This window comes from Actinophytocola algeriensis (assembly GCF_014203735.1).
Taxonomy (GTDB): Bacteria; Actinomycetota; Actinomycetes; order Mycobacteriales; family Pseudonocardiaceae; genus Actinophytocola; species Actinophytocola algeriensis.
Map to the genome: position 1 here is coordinate 573,258 of NZ_JACHJQ010000002.1, position 18,298 is coordinate 591,555.

The following is an 18,298-nucleotide window of genomic DNA, read 5'->3' on the forward strand; positions in this document are numbered from 1 at the left end:
ACCTGGGGTGGCACCTGGTGGTGGGGCGTCACGGTGCGCCCCACCACCGTCCCCGACATCTCAGGACAGTCGCACGGTCAATGTGGTTGGGGTTCGGCCGCCGACTTGGGTTTCTCCGCTTGCGGGTCGGCTTCCGGTACCGACGGGCGCCGGGAGCGGAGCAGGTGCTTCGCCGTGCCCCAGATGCCGCGCCGGAACACCAGCACGGTGACCACGAAGATCGCGCCCGTGACCACGCCGATCGCGTCGATGCCCGCGGTGGCCAGGTAGTCCTCCAGCACCACGATGATCCCCGCCCCGAGCACGGGCCCCCACAAGGTGCCCATGCCGCCGAGGATGTTCATCACCACGACCTTGCCCGACGTGGTCCAGTACACCTCCTGCAGCGACGCGAACCCGTGCCCGACCGCGTACACGCCGCCCGCGATCCCCGCCAGGAACGCCGAGATCACGAACACCTGCACCTTGTACCGGTTCACGGGATAGCCGAGAGCCCTGGCGCGGGCCGGGTTCTCCCGGATCGCCACCATCACCCGGCCGAACGGCGAGTACACCACCCGCCACGCGATCAGCAACCCGACCAGGATCAACGGCAGCGCGGCGTAGTAGAAGTAGAAGGAGTCCGCCAGGTCCCACCCGAACGCCTCGCGTGGGATTCCCTGCAGACCGTTCTCGCCGCCGGTGACCGAGCGCCACTGGTTCGCGACGAAGTAGATCAGCTGGGCGAACGCCAGCGTCACCATCGCGAAGTAGATCCCCGTGCGCCGCACGGAAAGCATCGCGATGGGCACCGCGATCAGCGCCGCCACCACCGCACCACCGAGCACCGCGACGTAGAACGGCATGCCGGTCTCCACCGCGATAATGCCCGTCGCGTAGGCCGAGGAACCCCAGAACGCCGCGTGGCCGAACGAAAGCAGGCCCGTGTAGCCCAGCAGCAGGTCCAGTGCGACCGCGAACAGCGCCCACGCCGCGATGTCCAGCGCCACCGGCGGGTAGATCATCCACGGCAGCCCGAACGCCAGCACCAGCCCGACCACGAGAAAGGCCAGGCGCACCACCGGGGATCGCCCTGCGACCAGCCTGGAGATGATCATGCGCGTACGCCTTCCTCGCGACCGAACAGCCCCGCGGGCCGCAGCAGCAGCACCAGCGCCATGAGCACGAACACCAGGCTCTGCGAGAACGCCGACGCGTACAGGTTCCCGACCGCCGACAGCATCCCGACGAGGTACCCGGCGGCCACCGACCCGAACACCGAGCCGAGGCCGCCGATCACCACCACCGCGAAGATCGTGATGATCAGGTCGCCACCCATGCCGGAGTTCACCGCGCGCATCGGTGCCGCGAGGACCCCCGCGAGCCCGGCCAGCGCGATGCCGAACCCGAACACCGGGGTCACCCAGCGCCGCACGTCGATGCCGAGCGCCCTCGTCAACTCCGGGCGCTCGGTCGACGCGCGCACGATCATGCCGACGCGGGTCTTCGTCAGCACCAGCCACACCAGAACCGACACGACGACCGAGAACACCAGCACGAACACCTGGTACTTGGGGTAGACGAACAGGCCGAGGTTCACCTGGCCGTCCAGCAGCTCCGGCCGCGAGTACGGCTGCGACTGCACGCCGTACCGCAGCCGGACCACGTCCTGCAGGATCAGCGCGATGCCGAACGTGAGCAGGAAGTTGTACAGCGGGTCGAGCCGGACGAGGCGCGCGACCAGCAGCCGTTCGAAGACCATGCCGACGAGCCCGAGCACCACCGGCACCACGACCAGCGCGAGCCACCACGACAGCCCGACGGTGTCCAGCAGCACGAACGCGCCGACCGCGCCGAGCATGTAGAACGCGCCGTGGGCGAAATTGACCACGCCGAGCATGCCGAAGATCACCGACAGCCCGAGCGCGAGCAGCGCGTAGAAGCTGCCGCTGACGAGGCCGTTGAAGAGCTGCAGGACGAGCTCCATGATCAGCCCATGTCGCAGCCGGTCGGCTCCCGGAACGCCTCGTCGGCCGGGATCGTCTCGACCAGCTCGGTGAAGTCGTAGTCCTCCTTGACCTGGTCCGGTTCCTTCACCTTCACCAGGTAGGAGTCGTGCACGACGCGGTGGTCCTCGGCGCGGATCTTGCCGTTGCGGGCGAAGAAGTCGCTGAACTCGTTGCCGTCCAGCTCCTCGCGGACCGCGTCCGCGTCGTCGGTACCCGCCCGCTGCACCGCCTCCAGGTACTGCGTGGCCGCCGAGTAGTTGGCCGCGTGGTCGAACGTCGGCCTGCTGCCGGTGCGCTCCTTGAACTTGTCGGCCCATTCGCGGCTCTCGTCGTCCATGTTCCAGAACCAGGCCGTCGTGTACAGCGTGCCGGCCAGCGACTCCACGCCGATCGACGCGATGTCGGTGTCGAACATCAGGCCCACCGCGAGCCCGACGCCCTTCTCCTTGAGCCCGAACTCGTTGTACTGCTTGACGACGTTGACGAGGTCGCCACCCGCCTGCATGGCGCCGAGCACGTCCGGCTTCGGGTTGAGGTTGGGCGCCTTGGTCATGAACGTCGAGAAGTTGTCGTTGGGGAACGGGGTCGGGTCCGCGACGCCGACCGTGCCGCCCGCGGCCTCGATGGCCTCGGTGAAGCTCTTGTTCATGTCCTGCCCGAACGCGTAGTCCGGGTAGATGATGTACCAGTTCTTCGCGCCCTGTTCGGTCACCGTGGTGCCGGTGCCGTGCGCCAGCATGTAGGTGTCGTAGGCGTAGTGGTACGTGTAGGGGTTGCACTGCGCGCCGGTCAGTTCCGTGGTCGCGGCGCCGATGTTGAAGTACATCTTCTTCTGCTGCCCGGCCACGGTGGCGATCGCGAGCGCGGCCGACGACGTCGGCACGTCGAAGATCGCGTCGACGCCGTCGCGGTCGTACATCTCGCGCGCCGCGGTGTTCGCGATCTCCGGCTTGTTCTGGTGGTCGGCCTGCGTGACCTCGATGTTCTGGGTCACCGCGTCGTCCTTGTGGCGCGCCTTGAAGTCGTCCACCGCCATCTTGACCGCCTCGACGGCGTGTTCGCCCGCGAGCTCGGAGTAGACGCCGGACAGGTCGGTGATGACGCCGAGCTTGACCGCGTCCCCGCTGACCTTGCCGCCGCCGCTCTGGGGGCCACCGCCGCAGCCGGCGATGAGCGCGCCGACCGCGACGAGCGTCGCGGCCGACTTGAGCCTGGTCGCCATTGACTTCTCTCCCTTGTTCAGATGCCGAGTCTCAGAAATCTGGTCTCAGATGCCGAGGTACTCGAGCAGCTCGTGCTCTCGCCGCGCCACCTCCGCGTTGTCGAGTGACTCGACGACGCGGCCCTGCGCGATGAGGTGGTGCCGGTCGGCCACGGTGGCCGCGAAGTGGATGTTCTGCTCGATCAGCAGCACGGTGACGCCGTGCTCCTTCACCGTGCGGATGATCTCGCCGATCTGCTGCACCAGGATCGGCGCGAGCCCTTCCGTCGGCTCGTCGGCGAGCAGCAGGCGCGCGCCCATGCGCAGCACCCGCGCGACGGACAGCATCTGCTGCTCCCCGCCCGACAGGTGGGTGCCCGCCTGTTTCCTGCGTTCGCGCAGCACCGGGAACGTCTCGTAGACCTGCGCCAGCGACCACGCGTCCGGCCCGGTCCTCGGTGGCAGCGTGAGGTTCTCCTCGACGGTGAGGGTCGAGTAGATGCCGCGGTCGTCGGGCACGTACCCGAGGCCGAGCGCGCACCGCTTGTGCGGCGGCAGTTTCGTGATGTCCCGCCCGTCCAGCTCGATGCGGCCGGACCCGGGCCGGTGCAGTCCCATGAGGCAGCGCAGCAACGTGGTCTTGCCCGCGCCGTTGCGGCCGACGAGCGTGACCACCTCGCCCGCGGCGACGTCGAGAGAGACCCCTTGCAGCACCTGGGCTTCGCCGTAGGAGGCGGTGAGGTCGGCTACTCTAAGCAACGTTCTCCCCCAGGTACGCGGTGATCACACGGGGGTCGTTGCGGACCTCCTCGTACGGTCCTTCGGCCAGGACCTTGCCGAACTGGAGCACCGTCACCCGGTCGGTGAGGTCGCCGACGACCTTCATGTTGTGCTCCACCAGCACGACAGTGCGGTCCGCCCGCACCCGCCGGATCAGCTCGACCGTCCGTGCCACGTCCTCGACGCCCATGCCCGCGGTCGGCTCGTCGAGCAGCAGCAGCCGCGGCGACAACGCCAGCGCCAGCGCCAGCTCGAGCGCCCGTTTCTGGCCGTACGCGAGGCTGCCCGCCTGCTTGTTCGCGTGCTCGATCAGCCCGACCTGCTCGAGGAGGTCGTCGGTCTCCGCGCGGTACCGGCGCAGCGCCTTGTCCGAGCGCCAGAAGCGGTAGCCGAGGCCGTCGCGGCCCTGCAACGCCAGCTCGACGTGCTCGACGAGCGTCAGCTCCTCGAACAGGCTCGTGATCTGGAACGACCTGGCGACCCCGCGCTGCGCGATCCGCTCCGGTCGCAGCCCGGTGACGTCCTCGCCGTCCAGCTCGATCCGGCCGCCCGTCGGCTTGAGGAAGCCGGTGAGCAGGTTGAACAGGGTGGTCTTGCCCGCGCCGTTGGGTCCGACCAGCGCGTGCACGGTCCCCGCTTCGACATCCAGGTCGACGCCGTTCACGGCGACGAACCCGCTGAACTCCCGTAGGAGTCCCCGAGTACGCAACTGTGCTGGCTGGGTCGCTTCGCTCATCCGCTCAGTGCCCAAAGTGCGCTCCGCAAGCTCCGCACAGCAACCGCTCCTTCGCTACCGCTCGTGCGGTGTGGCGTCCGTCACCCGGAAGACCCTAGAGACTAGGCCGGTCAGCGCAACATGGCCCAACCATCCACAAGGTGTGACCCGGTTGTGTTCATTTCCGCCATAGCGCTCAGTGCGCGGTCCATCCGCCGTCGATCTTCATCGACGCACCTGTGATGGCCGACGCCGCGTGGGAGCACAGGTAGGCGACCAGTTCGGCGACCTCCTCAGGCTCGATGAGCCGCCGGACCGCCGCCGGTTCGAGCATGACCTCGTCGATGACCCGCTCCTCGGGGATGCCGAGGCTCTTCGCCTGCGCGGCGATCTGGTTCGTCACCAGCGGGGTGCGGACGTAGGCCGGGTTCACGCAGTTCGAGGTCACGCCGTGCGCGGCGCCCTCCATCGCGATCACCTTCGACAGGCCCTCGACGCCGTGCTTCGCGGCCACGTACGCCGACTTGTACGGCGACGCGACCAGCCCGTGCACGCTGGAGATCGTGACGATCCGGCCCCAGTTCCGCTCGTACATGTGTGGCAGCGCGCCACGCACCAGCCGGAACGGCGCCTCCAGCATCACCCGCAGCAGGTAGGAGAACCGCTCCGGCGGGAACTCCTCGATCGGCGCGACGTGCTGCAGCCCGGCGTTGTTGACCACGATGTCGACGGCCAGGTCCAGCCGGTCGACCGCGTCGAGGTCGGCGAGGTCCACCACCACCGGCTCGACGTCCAGGTCGATGGCGGCCAGCGCGTCCGCGTCCCGGTCCGCGGCCACCACCTTCGCCCCGGCGGCCACCAGCCGCGCCGCGCATGCCCGTCCAATGCCGCTGGCCGCGCCGGTCACCAGCGCCCGCCGTCCGATCAGATCCCCAGCACTCATGGTTGGTGAACCTACGACGCCCATGGGACGGGGTTCCACGGCTGCCGCATCCATACTCGGCCGGTCGGCCGTGTGGGGCGGCCACATGTACGTTCCCGACGGGGTGGCGGCCCGCCACGTTGACCGGCGGGTGCGCGCGAGCGAGGGTACGTGCCATGACAGTGGTGTCTCCCGCGGTGTCCGCTGTGCCCGTGCCCGGGGGCGAGCTGACGATCGGCCAGTGGCCCGGGGACTCAGCGCCCAGGGACTCAGCGCCCGTGCTCGCGATCCACGGCATCACGGCGAACCACCTGGCGTGGGGCATGGTCGCGCCGCTGGTGCCGGGGCCGGTCGTGGCGCCCGACCTGCGTGGCCGCGGTGGCAGCGGGACGTTGCCCGGGCCGTACGGGATGGCCGCGCACGCGGCGGACTGCGTCGCCGTGCTGGACGCACTGGGCATCGAGCGGGCGATCGTGGCCGGACACTCGATGGGCGGGTTCGTGGCATCGGTGCTGGCACACCGGTACCCCGACCGCGTGTCTCGGCTCGTGCTCGTCGACGGCGGCGCGCCCCTGGCCCTGCCCGACGGCGTGGACATCGAGACCGCGCTCGGCCCGGCGGTGGCGCGCCTGTCGATGCGGTTCGCGTCGCACGCGGAGTACCACGACTTCTGGCAGCGGCACCCGTCGTTCGCGGTGTGGCACGACGCCATCGAGTCCTATGTGGACTACGACCTGACCGGCGCGGAACCCGAGCTGCACAGCAAGGTGAACGGCGACGCGGTCCGCACCGACTTCGTGGACCTGCACAAGGGCGCCGAACCGCTCGCGGCGTACGAGGCGCTGCCGCGCGACACCGTGTTCCTGCGGGCCGGGCGCGGCATGTTCGACGAGCCCCGAGGCCTCTACCCGGACCCGGCCGCGATCGGTCTCGACGTGACGACCGTGCCCGGCACCAACCACTACACGATCCTGCTCGGCGAGGACGGCGCACGTGCCGTCGCCGCCGCACTGTCCTGAGGAGACCTGTTGAGACGCATCCTGGCCGTGGCGCTGCTGGCGCTCGGTTTACTCGTGCCGGTCGCCCCGGCCGCCGCCGACCCCGCCTACCTGACCCTCGAGGCCACCTACACGTCCGTCGCGAACGGGTGGGCCAAGGTCGACCGGTACCGCGACACCACGGCCGGTTTCTCCGACGAGCAGTACCCGCCGGACGGCCGGGGTGACCAGGACGGCCAGCGCAGGACGTTCTTCGGGAACGTGGCGCGGCCGTCGTCGTCGCGGTTCCTGCTGTACTCCGCGCCCGGCTGGCAGACCGGCACGAAGGCCACGCCCGTGCTGCTCGTCCACGGCGCGAACGACAACCCGGACCGCGCGTGGGCCAACCCGAACGAGTCCGGCGGCTTCGGCTGCGGTTCGGCGACCTGCCCGTCGACGGGTCTGATGCAGTACCTGAACGCCCGCGGCTACAAGGTGTTCGCCATCGGTTTCGCACACAAGCAGGGCGACAACCGGCAGCAGGCGCAGCAGGTCGGCGACGCGATCGCGGTCATCAAGTCCCGGCTCGGCGTGTCCAAGGTGGACGTCGTCGGGTGGAGCAAGGGCATGATGTCGTCGCGGATGTACGTGTCGTCGGTGAAGCCGTCCTGGGGCCGGAACTACGCGGGTGACGTGCGGAAGCTGGTCACGCTCGGCGGGCCGAACGGCGGCTACGACTACCCGTTCGCCCACGGCTGGGCGCACGACTTCTCGATCTGGCCGGAGTGCGGCGGTGCCATCAACGCGCCGTCCCCGCACACCAGGATGACGTGCTACGGCCAGTACACCTACCACCCGGAGCTGTCGATCACGCCGGCAGGCGGGTTCGACGCGTACCCCGGTCAGCGGCAGATGCTGGCGCGGTGGGACGGCACGTTCGGCGTCAACACGAGCGCGCAGGACTGGTACACCACGTACTACGGCGGCCAGGGCTTCTACACGGACGGTCCCGGCATCCAGGCGGCGATCAACGCCGGCTCGCTGATCTCCACGATCCAGAACGCGGGCACCCCGTCGGCGGTGTCGGTGTACCTGCTGGCGGGCGGCGCACCGAACATCGTCGGCGTGTGGAACGAGACCCGCGGCCCGAGTGACGGCATCGTGTTCGTCGCGAGCGCACTGTCCACCGCGGGCGTGTCGACCGTGGGCGGCACCGCGCTGGTCTCGACCGTGAACCACCTGCAGCTGGGCTGGGCGACATCGTCGATGTCGCAGGTCGTGAGCTGGCTGGCCTGAGGAGAACGCACATGCTGGACGGAATCACGGCGACGCGGGTGACCACGCCCCGCCTCACGGCTCAGGTCCTGTCGGTCGACGGCCGCGCGGGCGACCCGGTGGTGTTCGTGCACGGCAACGTGTCCTCGAGCCTGTTCTGGCAGCGGCAGATGCTGGACCTGCCCGCCGGCTACCGCCCGCTGGCGGTGGACCTGCGCGGCTTCGGCGGCACGGACCCGCTGCCGGTCGACGCGACGCGGGGCCTGCGCGACTTCACGGACGACGTGGTGTCCCTGGACCTCGGCCCCGCGCACTACGTGGGCTGGAGCATGGGCGGGGGCGTGCTCATGCAGCTGCTGCGCGACCACCCGGCACTGGTCCGCACACTGACACTGGTGAACCCGGTGTCGCCGTACGGCTTCGGCGGCACCACCGGTCCCGAGGGCACCCTGATCTCCCCGGACGGCGCGGGTGCGGGGGCGGCCGGCGCGAACCCGGAGTTCGTGCAACGCCTTGCCGACGGCGACCGCGGGAGCGAGCAGACCTCCCCGCGGACGATCATGAACACGTTCTACGTGCACGGCACGGTCCCTGCGGCGGACGAGGACGAGTTCGTGGAGTCGATGCTGACCACCCGCACCGGCGAGGACAACTACCCGGGCGACTCGGTCCCGTCGGACGCCTGGCCCGGCGCGGCCCCTGGTCCGAGGGGCGTGCTGAACACCATGGCCCCGAACCACTTCCGCGTCGACGACCTGCACACGATCGATCCGAAGCCACCCATCCTGTGGCTGCGGGGCGCCGACGACCAGATCGTGTCGGACACGTCGATGTTCGACCTGGCGCACCTGGGGCAGCTGGGCGCGATCCCGGGCTGGCCGGGCGCGGAAACCCATGCCCCGCAGCCGATGGTGACGCAGACCCGGGCGGTGCTGGACCGGTATGCTGCGGCGGGTGGCACGTACGAGGAGATCGTCTTCCCCGGCACGGGCCACAGCCCGCACGTCGAACGCCCGGCGGAGTTCGCCGCGGCCATCCACAAAGGACTGACCCGCGGCTGAGACGGTCTGGGACCCCTTCGGCACGATCCACGACGCGCTGTGGATCGGCGGTGGCCAGTGGGCGGGCAAGTCCACGGTCGCCAGGATCCTCGCGGCCCGGTACGGCATGACCGCCTACCACTACGACTACCAGGACGGCCGGGCGCACAACGACCGCCGTGTCGCCCGGCGCCTGGCACTCGGCGAGCCGCCGGAGGAACCGCACCCGGACGCGGTGTGGGTCGACCCCACGCCCGAGGAGATGGCCGCCAGGACGCTGGCCGACTTCCCGGTCCGGTTCGAGTGGGTGCTGGACGACCTGCGTGCGCTCGTGTCCGGGCAGCCGGTCCTCGCCGAAGGCTGGGGCCTGCGTCCCGAGTTCGTCACGCCGATCCTCGACTCACCGCGCCGGATGCTGGTGATGGTGCCCACCGACGAGTTCCGGGAGCACCAGCTCCGCGTGCTGCCGAGGGCGGGCACGACAGGCCACCGGGTCAGCGATCCCGTCCGGGCACAGCGGAACCGGCTCGAGCGGGACCGGCTCGTCACCGAGGACGCCGTCCATGCCGCCACGCGGCTCGGCATCCGCGTGCTCGAGGTCGACGGCACCCGTGACGCGGACGCCGTGGCAGACGTCGTCGCCGACCACTTCGAGCCCTACCTGCCGGTCAGACCAGGAACGTGAACAGCGGGCTGTCCGGCGGCACCCGCTCGATGCGGTGCGGCGCGGCCTCCATGCGCTTCAGCATCGCGGCGAGGTTCTCCGGGGCGCCCAGCTCGATCCCGACCAGCGCGGGCCCGAACTCCCGGTTGTTGCGCTTCACGTACTCGAACAGCGTGATGTCGTCGTCCGGGCCCAGCACGTCGTCCAGGAAGCGGCGCAGCGCGCCCGGCTCCTGCGGGAACTCGACCAGGAAGTAGTGCTTGCGCCCCTCGAAGACCAGCGCCCGCTCGACGATCTCCGCGTACCGGCTCACGTCGTTGTTGCCGCCCGACAGGACGCACACGACCGTCGCGCCGGAGGGCAGGTCGAGCCCGGTCAGTGCCGCCGAGGCCAGAGCGCCCGCGGGTTCGCTGATGATGCCGTCCGACTGGTACAGGTCCAGCATTTCCACGCAGATCTGGCCTTCCGGCACCGCCACCAGGCGCGGCCGGTGCTCGGCCGCGAGCGCGTAGGTGTGCGTGCCCACCTGCCGGACCGCGGCGCCGTCCACGAACGGGTCGAGGTCGGCCAACGGCGCCGGACCACCTGACGCCAGTGCGTGCGCCATGCTCGCCGCGCCAGCGGGCTCCGCGCCGACCACCCGCGTGCCGGAGCCGAGCCACGCCAGGGTGCCCGCCAGCAGGCCACCGCCGCCGACCGGGACCACCAGGGTGTCCGGGAGGCGGCCGAGCTGCGCCACGATCTCGGCCACGACCGTGCCCTGGCCCGCGATGGTGCGCGGGTCGTCGAAAGCCGGGATCAGTGTCATGCCCGTGGCGGCCGCATGAGCTGACGCCGCGGCCGACGCCTCGTCGTACGTCTCGCCCTCGACCACGACCGTCACGTGCCTGCCACCGAGCGCCGCCACCCGGCCACGCTTCTGACGAGGGGTCGTGCGCGGCAGGTACACCGTGGCCCGCACACCCAGCGACGCGCACGCGAACGCCACGCCCTGCGCGTGGTTGCCCGCGCTCGCACAGACCACGCCCCGCTCCCTGGCGGCGCGGTCGAGCACGCTGATGAAGTTGAACGCCCCGCGCCCCTTGTAGGACCGGACCGCGTTCAGGTCTTCCCGCTTGAGCCACACGTCCAGGTCGTGCCGCACGGAGAGCCGCTCGTTGCGCTGCAGGAGGCTGGGCGGGATCACCCCCGCGAACCGCTCCGCCGCGTCGGCGACGTCCACTTTCGAGACCACCCGCGTGACCATACCTAGACTCACCTCGTGCTTCCCGCCCACCTGCCCGACCTGCCGATCCGCGCGGTCCTCGACGACGTCACCGACGCCCTCGACCGGCACGGCACCGCGGTACTGGTCGCGCCGCCCGGCACCGGCAAGACCACGGTCTTGCCGCTGGCGCTGACCGGGAAGGTGGTGGTGGCCGAGCCACGCAGGCTCGCCGCGCGGGCGGCCGCCACCCGGATGGCGCAGCTGATCGACGAGCCCGTCGGCCGGACGGTCGGGTACGCGGTGCGCGGCGACCGGAAGACGTCGAAGGACACGCGGATCGAGGTCGTCACGACCGGTCTGCTGGTCCGGCGCCTCCAGCACGACCCGGCCCTCGATGGCGTCGACACGGTGCTGCTCGACGAGATCCACGAGCGTCACCTCGATGCCGACCTGCTGCTCACGCTCCTGCTCGACGCCCGCGCCGGGCTGCGGCCCGACCTGCGGCTGCTCGCCACCTCCGCGACCGTCGCCACCGACCGGATCGCCACGCTGCTGGGCGACGGCACGCCGGTGATCGAGGCCCACGTCCGGACCTACCCGGTCACGACCACCTACACGCCGCCCGCCCGCCGCGAGCGGATCGAGCAGCTCGTGGCTCGCACCGTCCACACCGCACTGTCCGAGCAGGACGGCGACGTGCTGGTCTTCCTGCCGGGCGCCGCCGAGATCAACCGGGTGACCGGGCTGCTGTCCGGGGTCCGAACGGTGCCGCTGCACGGCAGGCTGCCCGCCGCGAAGCAGGACGCCGCGCTGACCCCGGGCACGGCGCGCCGCGTCGTGCTCGCCACGGCCGTCGCCGAGTCCAGCCTCACCGTGCCGGGCGTGCGGGCGGTCGTCGACTCCGGGCTGGCACGGGTGCCGAGGATGGACCACCGGCGCGGGTTGGCCGGGCTCGTCACCACCCGCGTGTCGGTGTCGGTGGCCGAACAGCGGGCCGGGCGCGCGGGCCGCGAGGCACCCGGCCGCGTGTACCGCTGCTGGGCCGAGCACGAGCACGCCACGCTGCCCGCCCAGCCCGAACCGGAGATCCGCACCGCCGACCTCACCCGGCTCGCGCTGGAGCTGGCCTGCTGGGGCACCCCGGACGGCTCGGCCCTCGACTGGTGGGACCCGCCGCCGGCGGGTGCGCTCGCGGCAGGCCGGGCCGTGCTCACCGCACTGGGTGCGCTCGGCGCCGACGGCGCGGTCACCGGCCGCGGCAGGCGGATCGCGGACGTCGGCCTGCATCCCCGCCTGGCGCGGGCGCTGCTCGACGGCGCCGAGGCGGTGGGTGCGACCGCGGCCGCGGAGGTCGTCGCGCTGCTGGACGACGACACGCTCGCCACCGGCACGTCCGTCGAGGACACGCTGCGCAGGCTGCGGCGCGACGGCGACCGGCGGTGGGCACGCGAGGTCCGCAGGCTCGCCGCGCTCGTGCCGAAGGGTCGCCCCGGGACACCCGACCCCGCGCTGGTCGTGGCCCTCGCGCACCCGGAGCGGCTCGCGCGCCGCAGGGCACCCGGCTCGCACGTGTACCTCATGGCCGGCGGCACGGCCGCGGAACTGGACGGCAGCGCGGACGCCGAGTGGCTCGCGGTCGCGAGCGCCGACCGGCAACCCGGCCGCACGCAGGGCAAGATCCGGCTCGCCGCCCGCGCGGACCAGGCACTGGCCGAACGCGCCGCGCCCGCCCTGCTGTCCGAAGTGGACGAGATCGGCTGGGCGGACGGGGACGTGGTGGCCCGGCACGTCCGCCGACTCGGTGCGATCGTGCTGCGTGCGCGGCCGCTGCCGGACCCCGACCCGGAGCGGGTGCGCGCCGCGTTGGTCGACGGGCTGCGCGCCGAAGGGCTGGACCTGTTGCGGTGGCACGAATCCGCGACCCGGCTGCGGCAGCGGCTCGCGTTGCTGCACCGCGCGCTCGGCGACCCGTGGCCCGCGGTGGACGACGACGCGTTGCTGCGAGCCGCTCCCGTGTGGCTCGGCCCGGAACTGGCGACCGCCCGCCGCCGCGCCGACCTCGCGAAGGTCGACACGCACGGCGCCTTGCAGCGGCTGCTGCCCTGGCCCGCGGCCGGTCGCCTCGACGAGCTGGCGCCGGACCGCATCCAGGTGCCGTCGGGTGCGCGGGTCCGGGTCGACTACTCGGCGGACGACCCGGTGCTGCCGGTGAAACTGCAGGAGACGTTCGGCTGGCTCGACACCCCGGCCGTGGCCGACGGCCGGGTGCCGGTGCTGCTGCACCTGCTGTCGCCCGCGGGCCGGCCGGTCGCGATCACCCGCGACCTGGCGACGTTCTGGCGGGAGGGCTACCGCCAGGTGCGTGCCGAGCTGCGGGGCCGCTATCCGAAGCACCCGTGGCCGGAGGACCCGGCGACCGCTGCCCCGACGGCTCGGCTGAACCGGCGGGCTTGACGCCGCGGTGCCCTGGGATGCCGAGCTAGTAGGGCTCTTTGCGTGCTTCCTTCACCTGGACACGCAGTTCGCGTCCTTGGCTTGGCTTGCTGCAGCTGCCGACCTCGCCCTGGTGGCTGGCGCCGGGGGGCAGTTGTGACGCGCTCACGCTGTCCTCGCACAGGTCAGCGCCGCTCACCTCGATCGTGACGCCGTACGAGGCGGTGTAGGGGCCCTTGTTGTACAAGGTGACCGAGACGTACAGGTAGCCCGTCTCCGGGTCGATGCGGCGGTCGCCGAAACGCACGTCCAGCTCGTCGCGCAGGATTTCCTCTGTGTGGCCGGGGCCTGCGGTGTCCTTGCCGCTCCGAGGGGCGGCGATGAGCATGACCGTCGACAGCCCGACCGCGATCGCGCACACCACCGATCCCACGATCGCCCACACGTTGCCCCGGCGCGGGCCGCTGCAGCCTGCGATCCCGACGACGAGACCGGCCAGTGCGAACGGCAGCGGGAGCCACGCACGCGCGTCGCCGAGGTCCGCCGGGAGGAACGGGAGCACGCCACCGAAGCCGCCCAGAACCAGGGCGACGAAGCCGAACCCCGTGCTCTTGCCGGGATCCACCGAGTCGGCGGTCACCGCGGCGGTGGCGGGTGTGGCCTCGTCAGGTGGCTGCGGCGTACCGCTCGTCATCGGCAATCCAATCCCCGGGTCCGGTTGCGCCGGGGGATGCTAGCCGATCACTCGCCGGGCCAGTTCCGCAGCGTGTGGTCGAGGACGTCGAGTACGCGGTGCCACGACTCCTCGACCTGACCGGAGTGGTCGAAGCCGCCGGACCGTTCCAGGGTCACGTATCCGTGGAAAGTGCTGTGCAGCAACCGGACCGCGTGCACCTGTTCGGACTCGGGGAGGTCGTAGCCGCGCAGGATCGCCTTCGTCATGTCCGAGTGCCTGCGCGCGGCACTGGCCGCGGCGGTCTCCGGGTCGAGCCGCAGCTGGCCCGCCGCATACCGGCCCGGGTGCTCTTTCGCGTAGGTCCGGTAGGCGTCGGCGAACGCGACGAGCGCGGCTTTGCCGGACCGGCCCGCGAGCGCGTCGGCGGCCCGGTCGGCGAGCTCGGCGAGTGCCAGCACGGCCACGCGGACCCGCAGGTCGGCGGCGTTGCGGATGTGCGAGTAAAGGCTCGCGTCCTTCACCCCGAACCTGCGGGCGAGCGCCGAGACGGTCACGTTCTCGTAGCCGACCTCGTCGGCCATTTCCGCCGCCGCGACCGTCAGCCGCTCAGCGGTCATGCCCACGCGTGCCATGGCCCCATCCTCGCAGGCAGGGCCCGCTAGGGTGGACCGGTGCCAGCAGCCAAACAGTTCCAGGTCACCTTCGACTGCGCCGAACCCGAGCGTGTCGCCCGTTTCTGGTGCGAGGTGCTGGGGTACGAGCTGCACGAGTCGGGAGTCGTCTGCGCCGATCCCACAGGCGTGGGCCCGCGGCTGTACTTCCAGCGCGTGCCCGAGGGGAAGGTCGTCAAGAACCGTGTGCACCTGTGCGTACGGGTCGGCACCGGTCTCGTGGGCGCCGAGCGCCTCGCCGCGCTCGAGGCCGAGTGCGCACGGCTGGTCCCGCTCGGCGCGGTACGTTATCAACTGCTGGTCGCTGACGAAGAGAACGAGTCGTGCCTCGTGATGCAGGACATCGAGGGCAACGAGTTCTGTCTAGACTGACTAGCGCAGCGCCGCCCGGACCTCGTCGCTCACGCGGATCTCGCCGACCGGCACTCCCCCGCCCAGTATGGGCAGCTCGGCCAGCGCGGTCGCGGCCGACACGTTCACGCCCAGCGCACCCAGCACCGTCAGTGCCAGCAGCGTGGTCGCGCGCGGGCTGCCGTCGACGACCTTCATGGCCACCGCCTGCCCGGTCGCCGCGGCGGCCATCAGCACCCCTTCCGCGCCGCCCTTGCAGATCGAGCCCGGTACGAGGCGCATGAACTCGCTGTTCTCGTGTCCCCTGCCGCCGACGTACTCGGGTTCGGCCCGCATGGCCGCCGCCACCGCGCCCTCCGGGGTGCTCAGGGACGCCGTCGCCATCGCGCGGGCCGCGCGGGCCAGGCCGGGCACGGTGGTCGAGAACAGCGGTGCGCCGCAGCCGTCGACCGCCACGTGCGACACCGAACCCGCCACGGCCTCGAGGCGCTCGCGGATCGCCTTGTGCACCGGGTGGTCCGGTGACAGGTAGTCGTGGGTGGACCAGCCGTTGAGGACCGCGGTCGCGAGCATCGCCGCGTGTTTGCCAGAGCAGTTCATCCGCACGCGGCTCGGGCCGTCGCCCGCGCGGTTGAGCCGGTGGCGGGTCTCCTCGTCCTCTGGCCAGTCCGCTGGGCAGCGGAGGTCCTCTTCGGACAGTCCCGCGCCCGCGAGGATCTCCCGCACCAGCGCGACGTGCCGGTCCTCGCCGGTGTGGCTGCCCGCCGACAGCGCGGTCCCGGCCACCGACAGTTCCAGTCCCGCGGCGCGGCAGCCCGCCGCCTGCCACGGTTTCGTCGACGACCTCGGCAGGATCGGCGCGGACACCGCACCCAGCGACACCGCGACCGACCCGTCGGCCGCGAGCCCCACGAGCGTCCCGTGGTGCCTGCTCTCGACGAACCCGGACCGCTCGACGACCGCCAGCTCAGTCATGCCTCTCCCAGCGTTGCAGCCGGTGCGCGGCGAACGACAGCGTTCCGTTGCACACCAGGTAGATGAACGTCACCACGAGGAACGTCTGCACCAGCAGGTGGTTGTACGCGGACAGCACCTGTGCGCGGTACAGCAGTTCCGTGAACGCGACGATGTAGCCCAGCGACGTGTCCTTCAGCAGGCTCACCAGCTGGCTCACCAGTGACGGTGTCACGTGCCGGACCGCCTGCGGCAGCACCACGTGCCGCATCGTCTGCGCACCGGACAGCCCGAGCGACACCGCCGCCTCGGACTGTCCTTTCGGGAGGCTCAGGATGCCCGCGCGGAAGATCTCCGCGAAGGCGGCCGAGTTCGCGACCGTCAGCGGCAGCACCAGTTTCCACAGCAGCGGCAGGTTCACCCCGGCGCTCGGCAGCGCGAACAGCGTCACGTAGATCATCAGCAGCACGGGCAGCGTGCGCGCGATCTCGATGTACCCGGTCGCGACCCACCGCAGCGGTTTCACCCGGGAAAGCCGGCCCAGGGCGAGGAAGATCCCGGCGAACGCGCTCAGCACGGCCACGTACGCGGCCGCCTCGAGCGTGCCGAGCAGCCCGACGAACAGGTACTCCCAGATGGGCCACTGCGTGAAGGGCGCCCACTTGGCCGCGTCGAGCTGCCCGTGTGACGCGAACTGCCACAGCCCGAGGCCGAGCAGCCCGGCGAGCACCAGCACGCTGAGCACCGACCAGACGAGAATGCGCCGACGCGTGCGCGGACCCGGCGCGTCGTAGAGAACAGAACTCATCGCAGGATCGCCACCCGCCGCTCCAGCCACCCGGTGCCGAGCCCGATCAACAACGCCAGCGCCATGTAGGTCAGCCCGGCGCCCACGAAGATCGGGATCGGTTGCGCGTGTACGAGGTTCGTCTTGTTCGCGGCCGAGGTCAGCTCCACGATGCCGACGGCGGCGAACAGCGACGTGTTCATCACCAGCGCGATCATCACGTTGCCGACCGGCTGCACGACCGCGCGCAGCGCCTGGGGCAGGATCACCGACCCGAGGGTCTGCCGGAACGTCAGCCCCAGTGCCCGCGCCGCCTCGGCCTGCCCGAGCGCGACCGTGTTCACGCCCGACCGCACGGCCTCCGCGACGTACGCCGCCTCGTAGATGACCAGCACCACGACCGCGGTCATCGGCAGCGGCATCAGCAGGCCCGCGTCGGGCAGCGCGAACACGAACAGCACCAGCAGCGCGAGCAGCGGGATGTTCAGGAACAGCTGCACGTACGCGAAGGCGACACCGCGCAGCACCGGGATCGGGCTGACACGCATCGCCGTCACGACCACACCGAGCACCAGCGCGCCCACCGCCGACAGGGCCGCCATCCACAGCGTGGTCAGCAGGCCCTGCAGCAGTGGGGCGAGGTTGTCGAGCAGTGCTCCCATCAGGACCCGGGCACCGAGCCGATCGCGGGCGGGGTCGGCGCTTCCGCGTCCACGACCGTGCCGAGCGAGTTCTCCCAGACCGTCGCCCACTGGCCGCCGTCCTGGATCTTCGTCAGCCAGTCGTTGACGAACTTCTTGAAGTCGGCGTCACCGTGCTTCAGGCCGATGCCGTACGGCTCGGTGGTGAACGGGTTGCCGACGACCTTCAGCTGCGGGTTGGCCTTGGCGTTGCTGGCGAGCAGCGTCAGGTCCTGCACGTAGGCGTCGCCGCGGCCCTGCAGCAGCGCGGTCACGGCCTGCGGGTCGGTGCCGAACTGGACCACGTTCGCGGTCGGCTGCTTCTCGGGCACCGCGGTGACGGCCGGGGTGTTGGCGCCGACGATCACGGTCTTGCCCGCGAGGTCGTCGATGCCCTTGATGTCGGTGTTGTCGCTCTTCACGGCCACGGCCAGGCCGGAGGAGAAGTACGGGCCCGCGAAGTCGACCTGCTGGGCCCGCTCCTCGGTGATCGTGTACGTGTTGAACACGACGTCGACCGTGCCGTTCGCGAGCAGCGCCTCGCGGGTCTCGGTCGCCGGCGGCACGATCTCCACCTCGGGCTTGCCGAGGATGTACACGGCGAGCAGCTTCGCGAGGTCGGCGTCGAAGCCGGTGACCTCGTCGGGGTTCGACGGGTTCTGCTGGGACAGCAGCGGCGCGTCGAGCGCCTCCGCGACGACCAGCTTCCCGCGCTGCTTGATCTTCTCCATGGTGGAGCCGGGCAGGATCGCGTCGGCCGGGGCCTGGGGCGCGTCCGCGAACAGGTCGGGGCTCGACGCGGCGCCACCACCCGCGGGCGGCACGGCCGAGTCACCTCCGCCGCCGCACCCGGCGAGCACCACCGCGAGGGCGCCGGTCAGGGCAACGAGCACGCGACGCTTCATGGAGAGTCCCTTCGCCTTACGCCGGATGTCGGAACCGTAAGTCCAAAAATCGAAACAAGTCAAGCTTGGTTC

At 71.2% G+C, this 18,298-nt stretch carries 19 protein-coding genes; 6 read left to right on the forward strand and 13 right to left on the reverse strand.

The annotated features are described in order from the left end of the window. Nucleotides 1-77 precede the first annotated feature (77 nt). The 6 genes from FHR82_RS08785 to FHR82_RS08810 all read right to left on the reverse strand — a co-directional run bounded on the left by FHR82_RS08785 (nt 78) and on the right by FHR82_RS08810 (nt 5,627). The gene (locus FHR82_RS08785) at nt 78-1,097 is read right to left on the reverse strand and encodes a branched-chain amino acid ABC transporter permease (RefSeq protein ID WP_184809776.1); all 1,020 of its coding nucleotides are present in this window, start codon (nt 1,095-1,097) and stop codon (nt 78-80) included. Further along, a complete protein-coding gene (locus FHR82_RS08790; protein WP_184809777.1) occupies nt 1,094-1,966 on the reverse strand; it encodes a branched-chain amino acid ABC transporter permease in 873 nt (290 codons plus the stop codon). Before FHR82_RS08790 ends, FHR82_RS08785 begins: the two co-directional genes overlap by 4 nt. Before the next feature lie 2 nt (nt 1,967-1,968). After that, nucleotides 1,969-3,210, reverse strand: a complete 1,242-nt coding sequence (locus FHR82_RS08795; protein WP_184809778.1) for an ABC transporter substrate-binding protein — start codon at nt 3,208-3,210, stop codon at nt 1,969-1,971. Between the two features lie 45 nt (nt 3,211-3,255). Then, a complete protein-coding gene (locus tag FHR82_RS08800) occupies nt 3,256-3,948 on the reverse strand; it encodes an ABC transporter ATP-binding protein (RefSeq protein WP_184809779.1) in 693 nt (230 codons plus the stop codon). After that, nucleotides 3,941-4,705, reverse strand: a complete 765-nt coding sequence (locus FHR82_RS08805) for an ABC transporter ATP-binding protein (RefSeq protein WP_184809780.1) — start codon at nt 4,703-4,705, stop codon at nt 3,941-3,943. The genes FHR82_RS08800 and FHR82_RS08805 overlap by 8 nt, the downstream gene beginning before the upstream one ends. Before the next feature lie 175 nt (nt 4,706-4,880). After that, a complete protein-coding gene (locus FHR82_RS08810) occupies nt 4,881-5,627 on the reverse strand; it encodes a 3-hydroxybutyrate dehydrogenase (RefSeq protein WP_221463575.1) in 747 nt (248 codons plus the stop codon). 155 nt (nt 5,628-5,782) lie between these two features. Here FHR82_RS08810 and FHR82_RS08815 point away from each other — a divergent pair, with 155 nt between their 5' ends. From FHR82_RS08815 to FHR82_RS08830, 4 genes are all read left to right on the forward strand, one after another. Then, nucleotides 5,783-6,625, forward strand: a complete 843-nt coding sequence (locus FHR82_RS08815; RefSeq protein ID WP_184809782.1) for an alpha/beta hydrolase — start codon at nt 5,783-5,785, stop codon at nt 6,623-6,625. Nucleotides 6,626-6,634: 9 nt separating this feature from the next. After that, on the forward strand, nt 6,635-7,879 hold the full coding sequence (locus tag FHR82_RS08820; RefSeq protein ID WP_225943801.1) for an esterase/lipase family protein: 1,245 nt from the start codon (nt 6,635-6,637) through the stop codon (nt 7,877-7,879). Between the two features lie 11 nt (nt 7,880-7,890). Continuing rightward, on the forward strand, nt 7,891-8,919 hold the full coding sequence (locus FHR82_RS08825; RefSeq protein ID WP_184809783.1) for an alpha/beta fold hydrolase: 1,029 nt from the start codon (nt 7,891-7,893) through the stop codon (nt 8,917-8,919). 106 nt (nt 8,920-9,025) lie between these two features. Next, nucleotides 9,026-9,583, forward strand: coding sequence for a hypothetical protein (locus FHR82_RS08830; protein WP_225943800.1), 558 nt, complete (start codon nt 9,026-9,028; stop codon nt 9,581-9,583). On the opposite strand, the gene ilvA is transcribed toward FHR82_RS08830, so the two are convergent. Then, nucleotides 9,567-10,796, reverse strand: a complete 1,230-nt coding sequence (gene ilvA, locus FHR82_RS08835; RefSeq protein WP_376706393.1) for a threonine ammonia-lyase IlvA — start codon at nt 10,794-10,796, stop codon at nt 9,567-9,569. The genes FHR82_RS08830 and ilvA overlap by 17 nt on opposite strands. A gap of 27 nt (nt 10,797-10,823) precedes the next feature. Between ilvA and hrpB the strand changes: the two genes are divergently transcribed. Beyond that, on the forward strand, nt 10,824-13,223 hold the full coding sequence (gene hrpB, locus FHR82_RS08840; RefSeq protein ID WP_184809785.1) for an ATP-dependent helicase HrpB: 2,400 nt from the start codon (nt 10,824-10,826) through the stop codon (nt 13,221-13,223). A 25-nt stretch (nt 13,224-13,248) separates the two neighbouring features. On the opposite strand, the gene FHR82_RS08845 is transcribed toward hrpB, so the two are convergent. After that, the gene (locus FHR82_RS08845) at nt 13,249-13,896 is read right to left on the reverse strand and encodes a hypothetical protein (RefSeq protein ID WP_184809786.1); all 648 of its coding nucleotides are present in this window, start codon (nt 13,894-13,896) and stop codon (nt 13,249-13,251) included. A gap of 47 nt (nt 13,897-13,943) precedes the next feature. Beyond that, a complete protein-coding gene (locus tag FHR82_RS08850) occupies nt 13,944-14,510 on the reverse strand; it encodes a TetR/AcrR family transcriptional regulator (protein ID WP_184809787.1) in 567 nt (188 codons plus the stop codon). Between the two features lie 39 nt (nt 14,511-14,549). Between FHR82_RS08850 and FHR82_RS08855 the strand changes: the two genes are divergently transcribed. After that, nucleotides 14,550-14,921: a VOC family protein gene (locus FHR82_RS08855; protein WP_184809788.1), complete on the forward strand. Its 372-nt coding sequence runs from the start codon at nt 14,550-14,552 to the stop codon at nt 14,919-14,921. Here the strand turns inward: FHR82_RS08855 and FHR82_RS08860 are convergent, their stop codons facing one another. The 4 genes from FHR82_RS08860 to FHR82_RS08875 are packed head-to-tail and all read right to left on the reverse strand — an operon-like array spanning nt 14,922 to nt 18,226. After that, on the reverse strand, nt 14,922-15,875 hold the full coding sequence (locus FHR82_RS08860) for an asparaginase (protein ID WP_184809789.1): 954 nt from the start codon (nt 15,873-15,875) through the stop codon (nt 14,922-14,924). Further along, nucleotides 15,868-16,662, reverse strand: coding sequence for an amino acid ABC transporter permease (locus FHR82_RS08865; protein ID WP_184809790.1), 795 nt, complete (start codon nt 16,660-16,662; stop codon nt 15,868-15,870). Before FHR82_RS08865 ends, FHR82_RS08860 begins: the two co-directional genes overlap by 8 nt. Then, on the reverse strand, nt 16,659-17,303 hold the full coding sequence (locus FHR82_RS08870; protein ID WP_184809791.1) for an amino acid ABC transporter permease: 645 nt from the start codon (nt 17,301-17,303) through the stop codon (nt 16,659-16,661). Before FHR82_RS08870 ends, FHR82_RS08865 begins: the two co-directional genes overlap by 4 nt. Continuing rightward, nucleotides 17,303-18,226: a glutamate ABC transporter substrate-binding protein gene (locus FHR82_RS08875; RefSeq protein ID WP_184809792.1), complete on the reverse strand. Its 924-nt coding sequence runs from the start codon at nt 18,224-18,226 to the stop codon at nt 17,303-17,305. Before FHR82_RS08875 ends, FHR82_RS08870 begins: the two co-directional genes overlap by 1 nt. Nucleotides 18,227-18,298 lie beyond the last annotated feature (72 nt).

Coding starts and splice junctions, on each gene's coding strand:
- FHR82_RS08785 (WP_184809776.1), bottom strand. CDS start 1,097: ATGATCATCTCCAGGCTGGTCGCAGGGCGATCCCCGGTGGTGCGCCTG.
- FHR82_RS08850 (WP_184809787.1), bottom strand. CDS start 14,510: ATGGCACGCGTGGGCATGACCGCTGAGCGGCTGACGGTCGCGGCGGCG.
- FHR82_RS08870 (WP_184809791.1), bottom strand. CDS start 17,303: ATGGGAGCACTGCTCGACAACCTCGCCCCACTGCTGCAGGGCCTGCTG.
- FHR82_RS08790 (WP_184809777.1), bottom strand. CDS start 1,966: ATGGAGCTCGTCCTGCAGCTCTTCAACGGCCTCGTCAGCGGCAGCTTC.
- FHR82_RS08830 (WP_225943800.1), top strand. CDS start 9,026: ATGACCGCCTACCACTACGACTACCAGGACGGCCGGGCGCACAACGAC.
- FHR82_RS08825 (WP_184809783.1), top strand. CDS start 7,891: ATGCTGGACGGAATCACGGCGACGCGGGTGACCACGCCCCGCCTCACG.
- FHR82_RS08845 (WP_184809786.1), bottom strand. CDS start 13,896: ATGACGAGCGGTACGCCGCAGCCACCTGACGAGGCCACACCCGCCACC.
- FHR82_RS08810 (WP_221463575.1), bottom strand. CDS start 5,627: ATGAGTGCTGGGGATCTGATCGGACGGCGGGCGCTGGTGACCGGCGCG.
- FHR82_RS08865 (WP_184809790.1), bottom strand. CDS start 16,662: ATGAGTTCTGTTCTCTACGACGCGCCGGGTCCGCGCACGCGTCGGCGC.
- FHR82_RS08815 (WP_184809782.1), top strand. CDS start 5,783: ATGACAGTGGTGTCTCCCGCGGTGTCCGCTGTGCCCGTGCCCGGGGGC.
- FHR82_RS08805 (WP_184809780.1), bottom strand. CDS start 4,705: ATGAGCGAAGCGACCCAGCCAGCACAGTTGCGTACTCGGGGACTCCTA.
- FHR82_RS08795 (WP_184809778.1), bottom strand. CDS start 3,210: ATGGCGACCAGGCTCAAGTCGGCCGCGACGCTCGTCGCGGTCGGCGCG.
- FHR82_RS08860 (WP_184809789.1), bottom strand. CDS start 15,875: ATGACTGAGCTGGCGGTCGTCGAGCGGTCCGGGTTCGTCGAGAGCAGG.
- FHR82_RS08875 (WP_184809792.1), bottom strand. CDS start 18,226: ATGAAGCGTCGCGTGCTCGTTGCCCTGACCGGCGCCCTCGCGGTGGTG.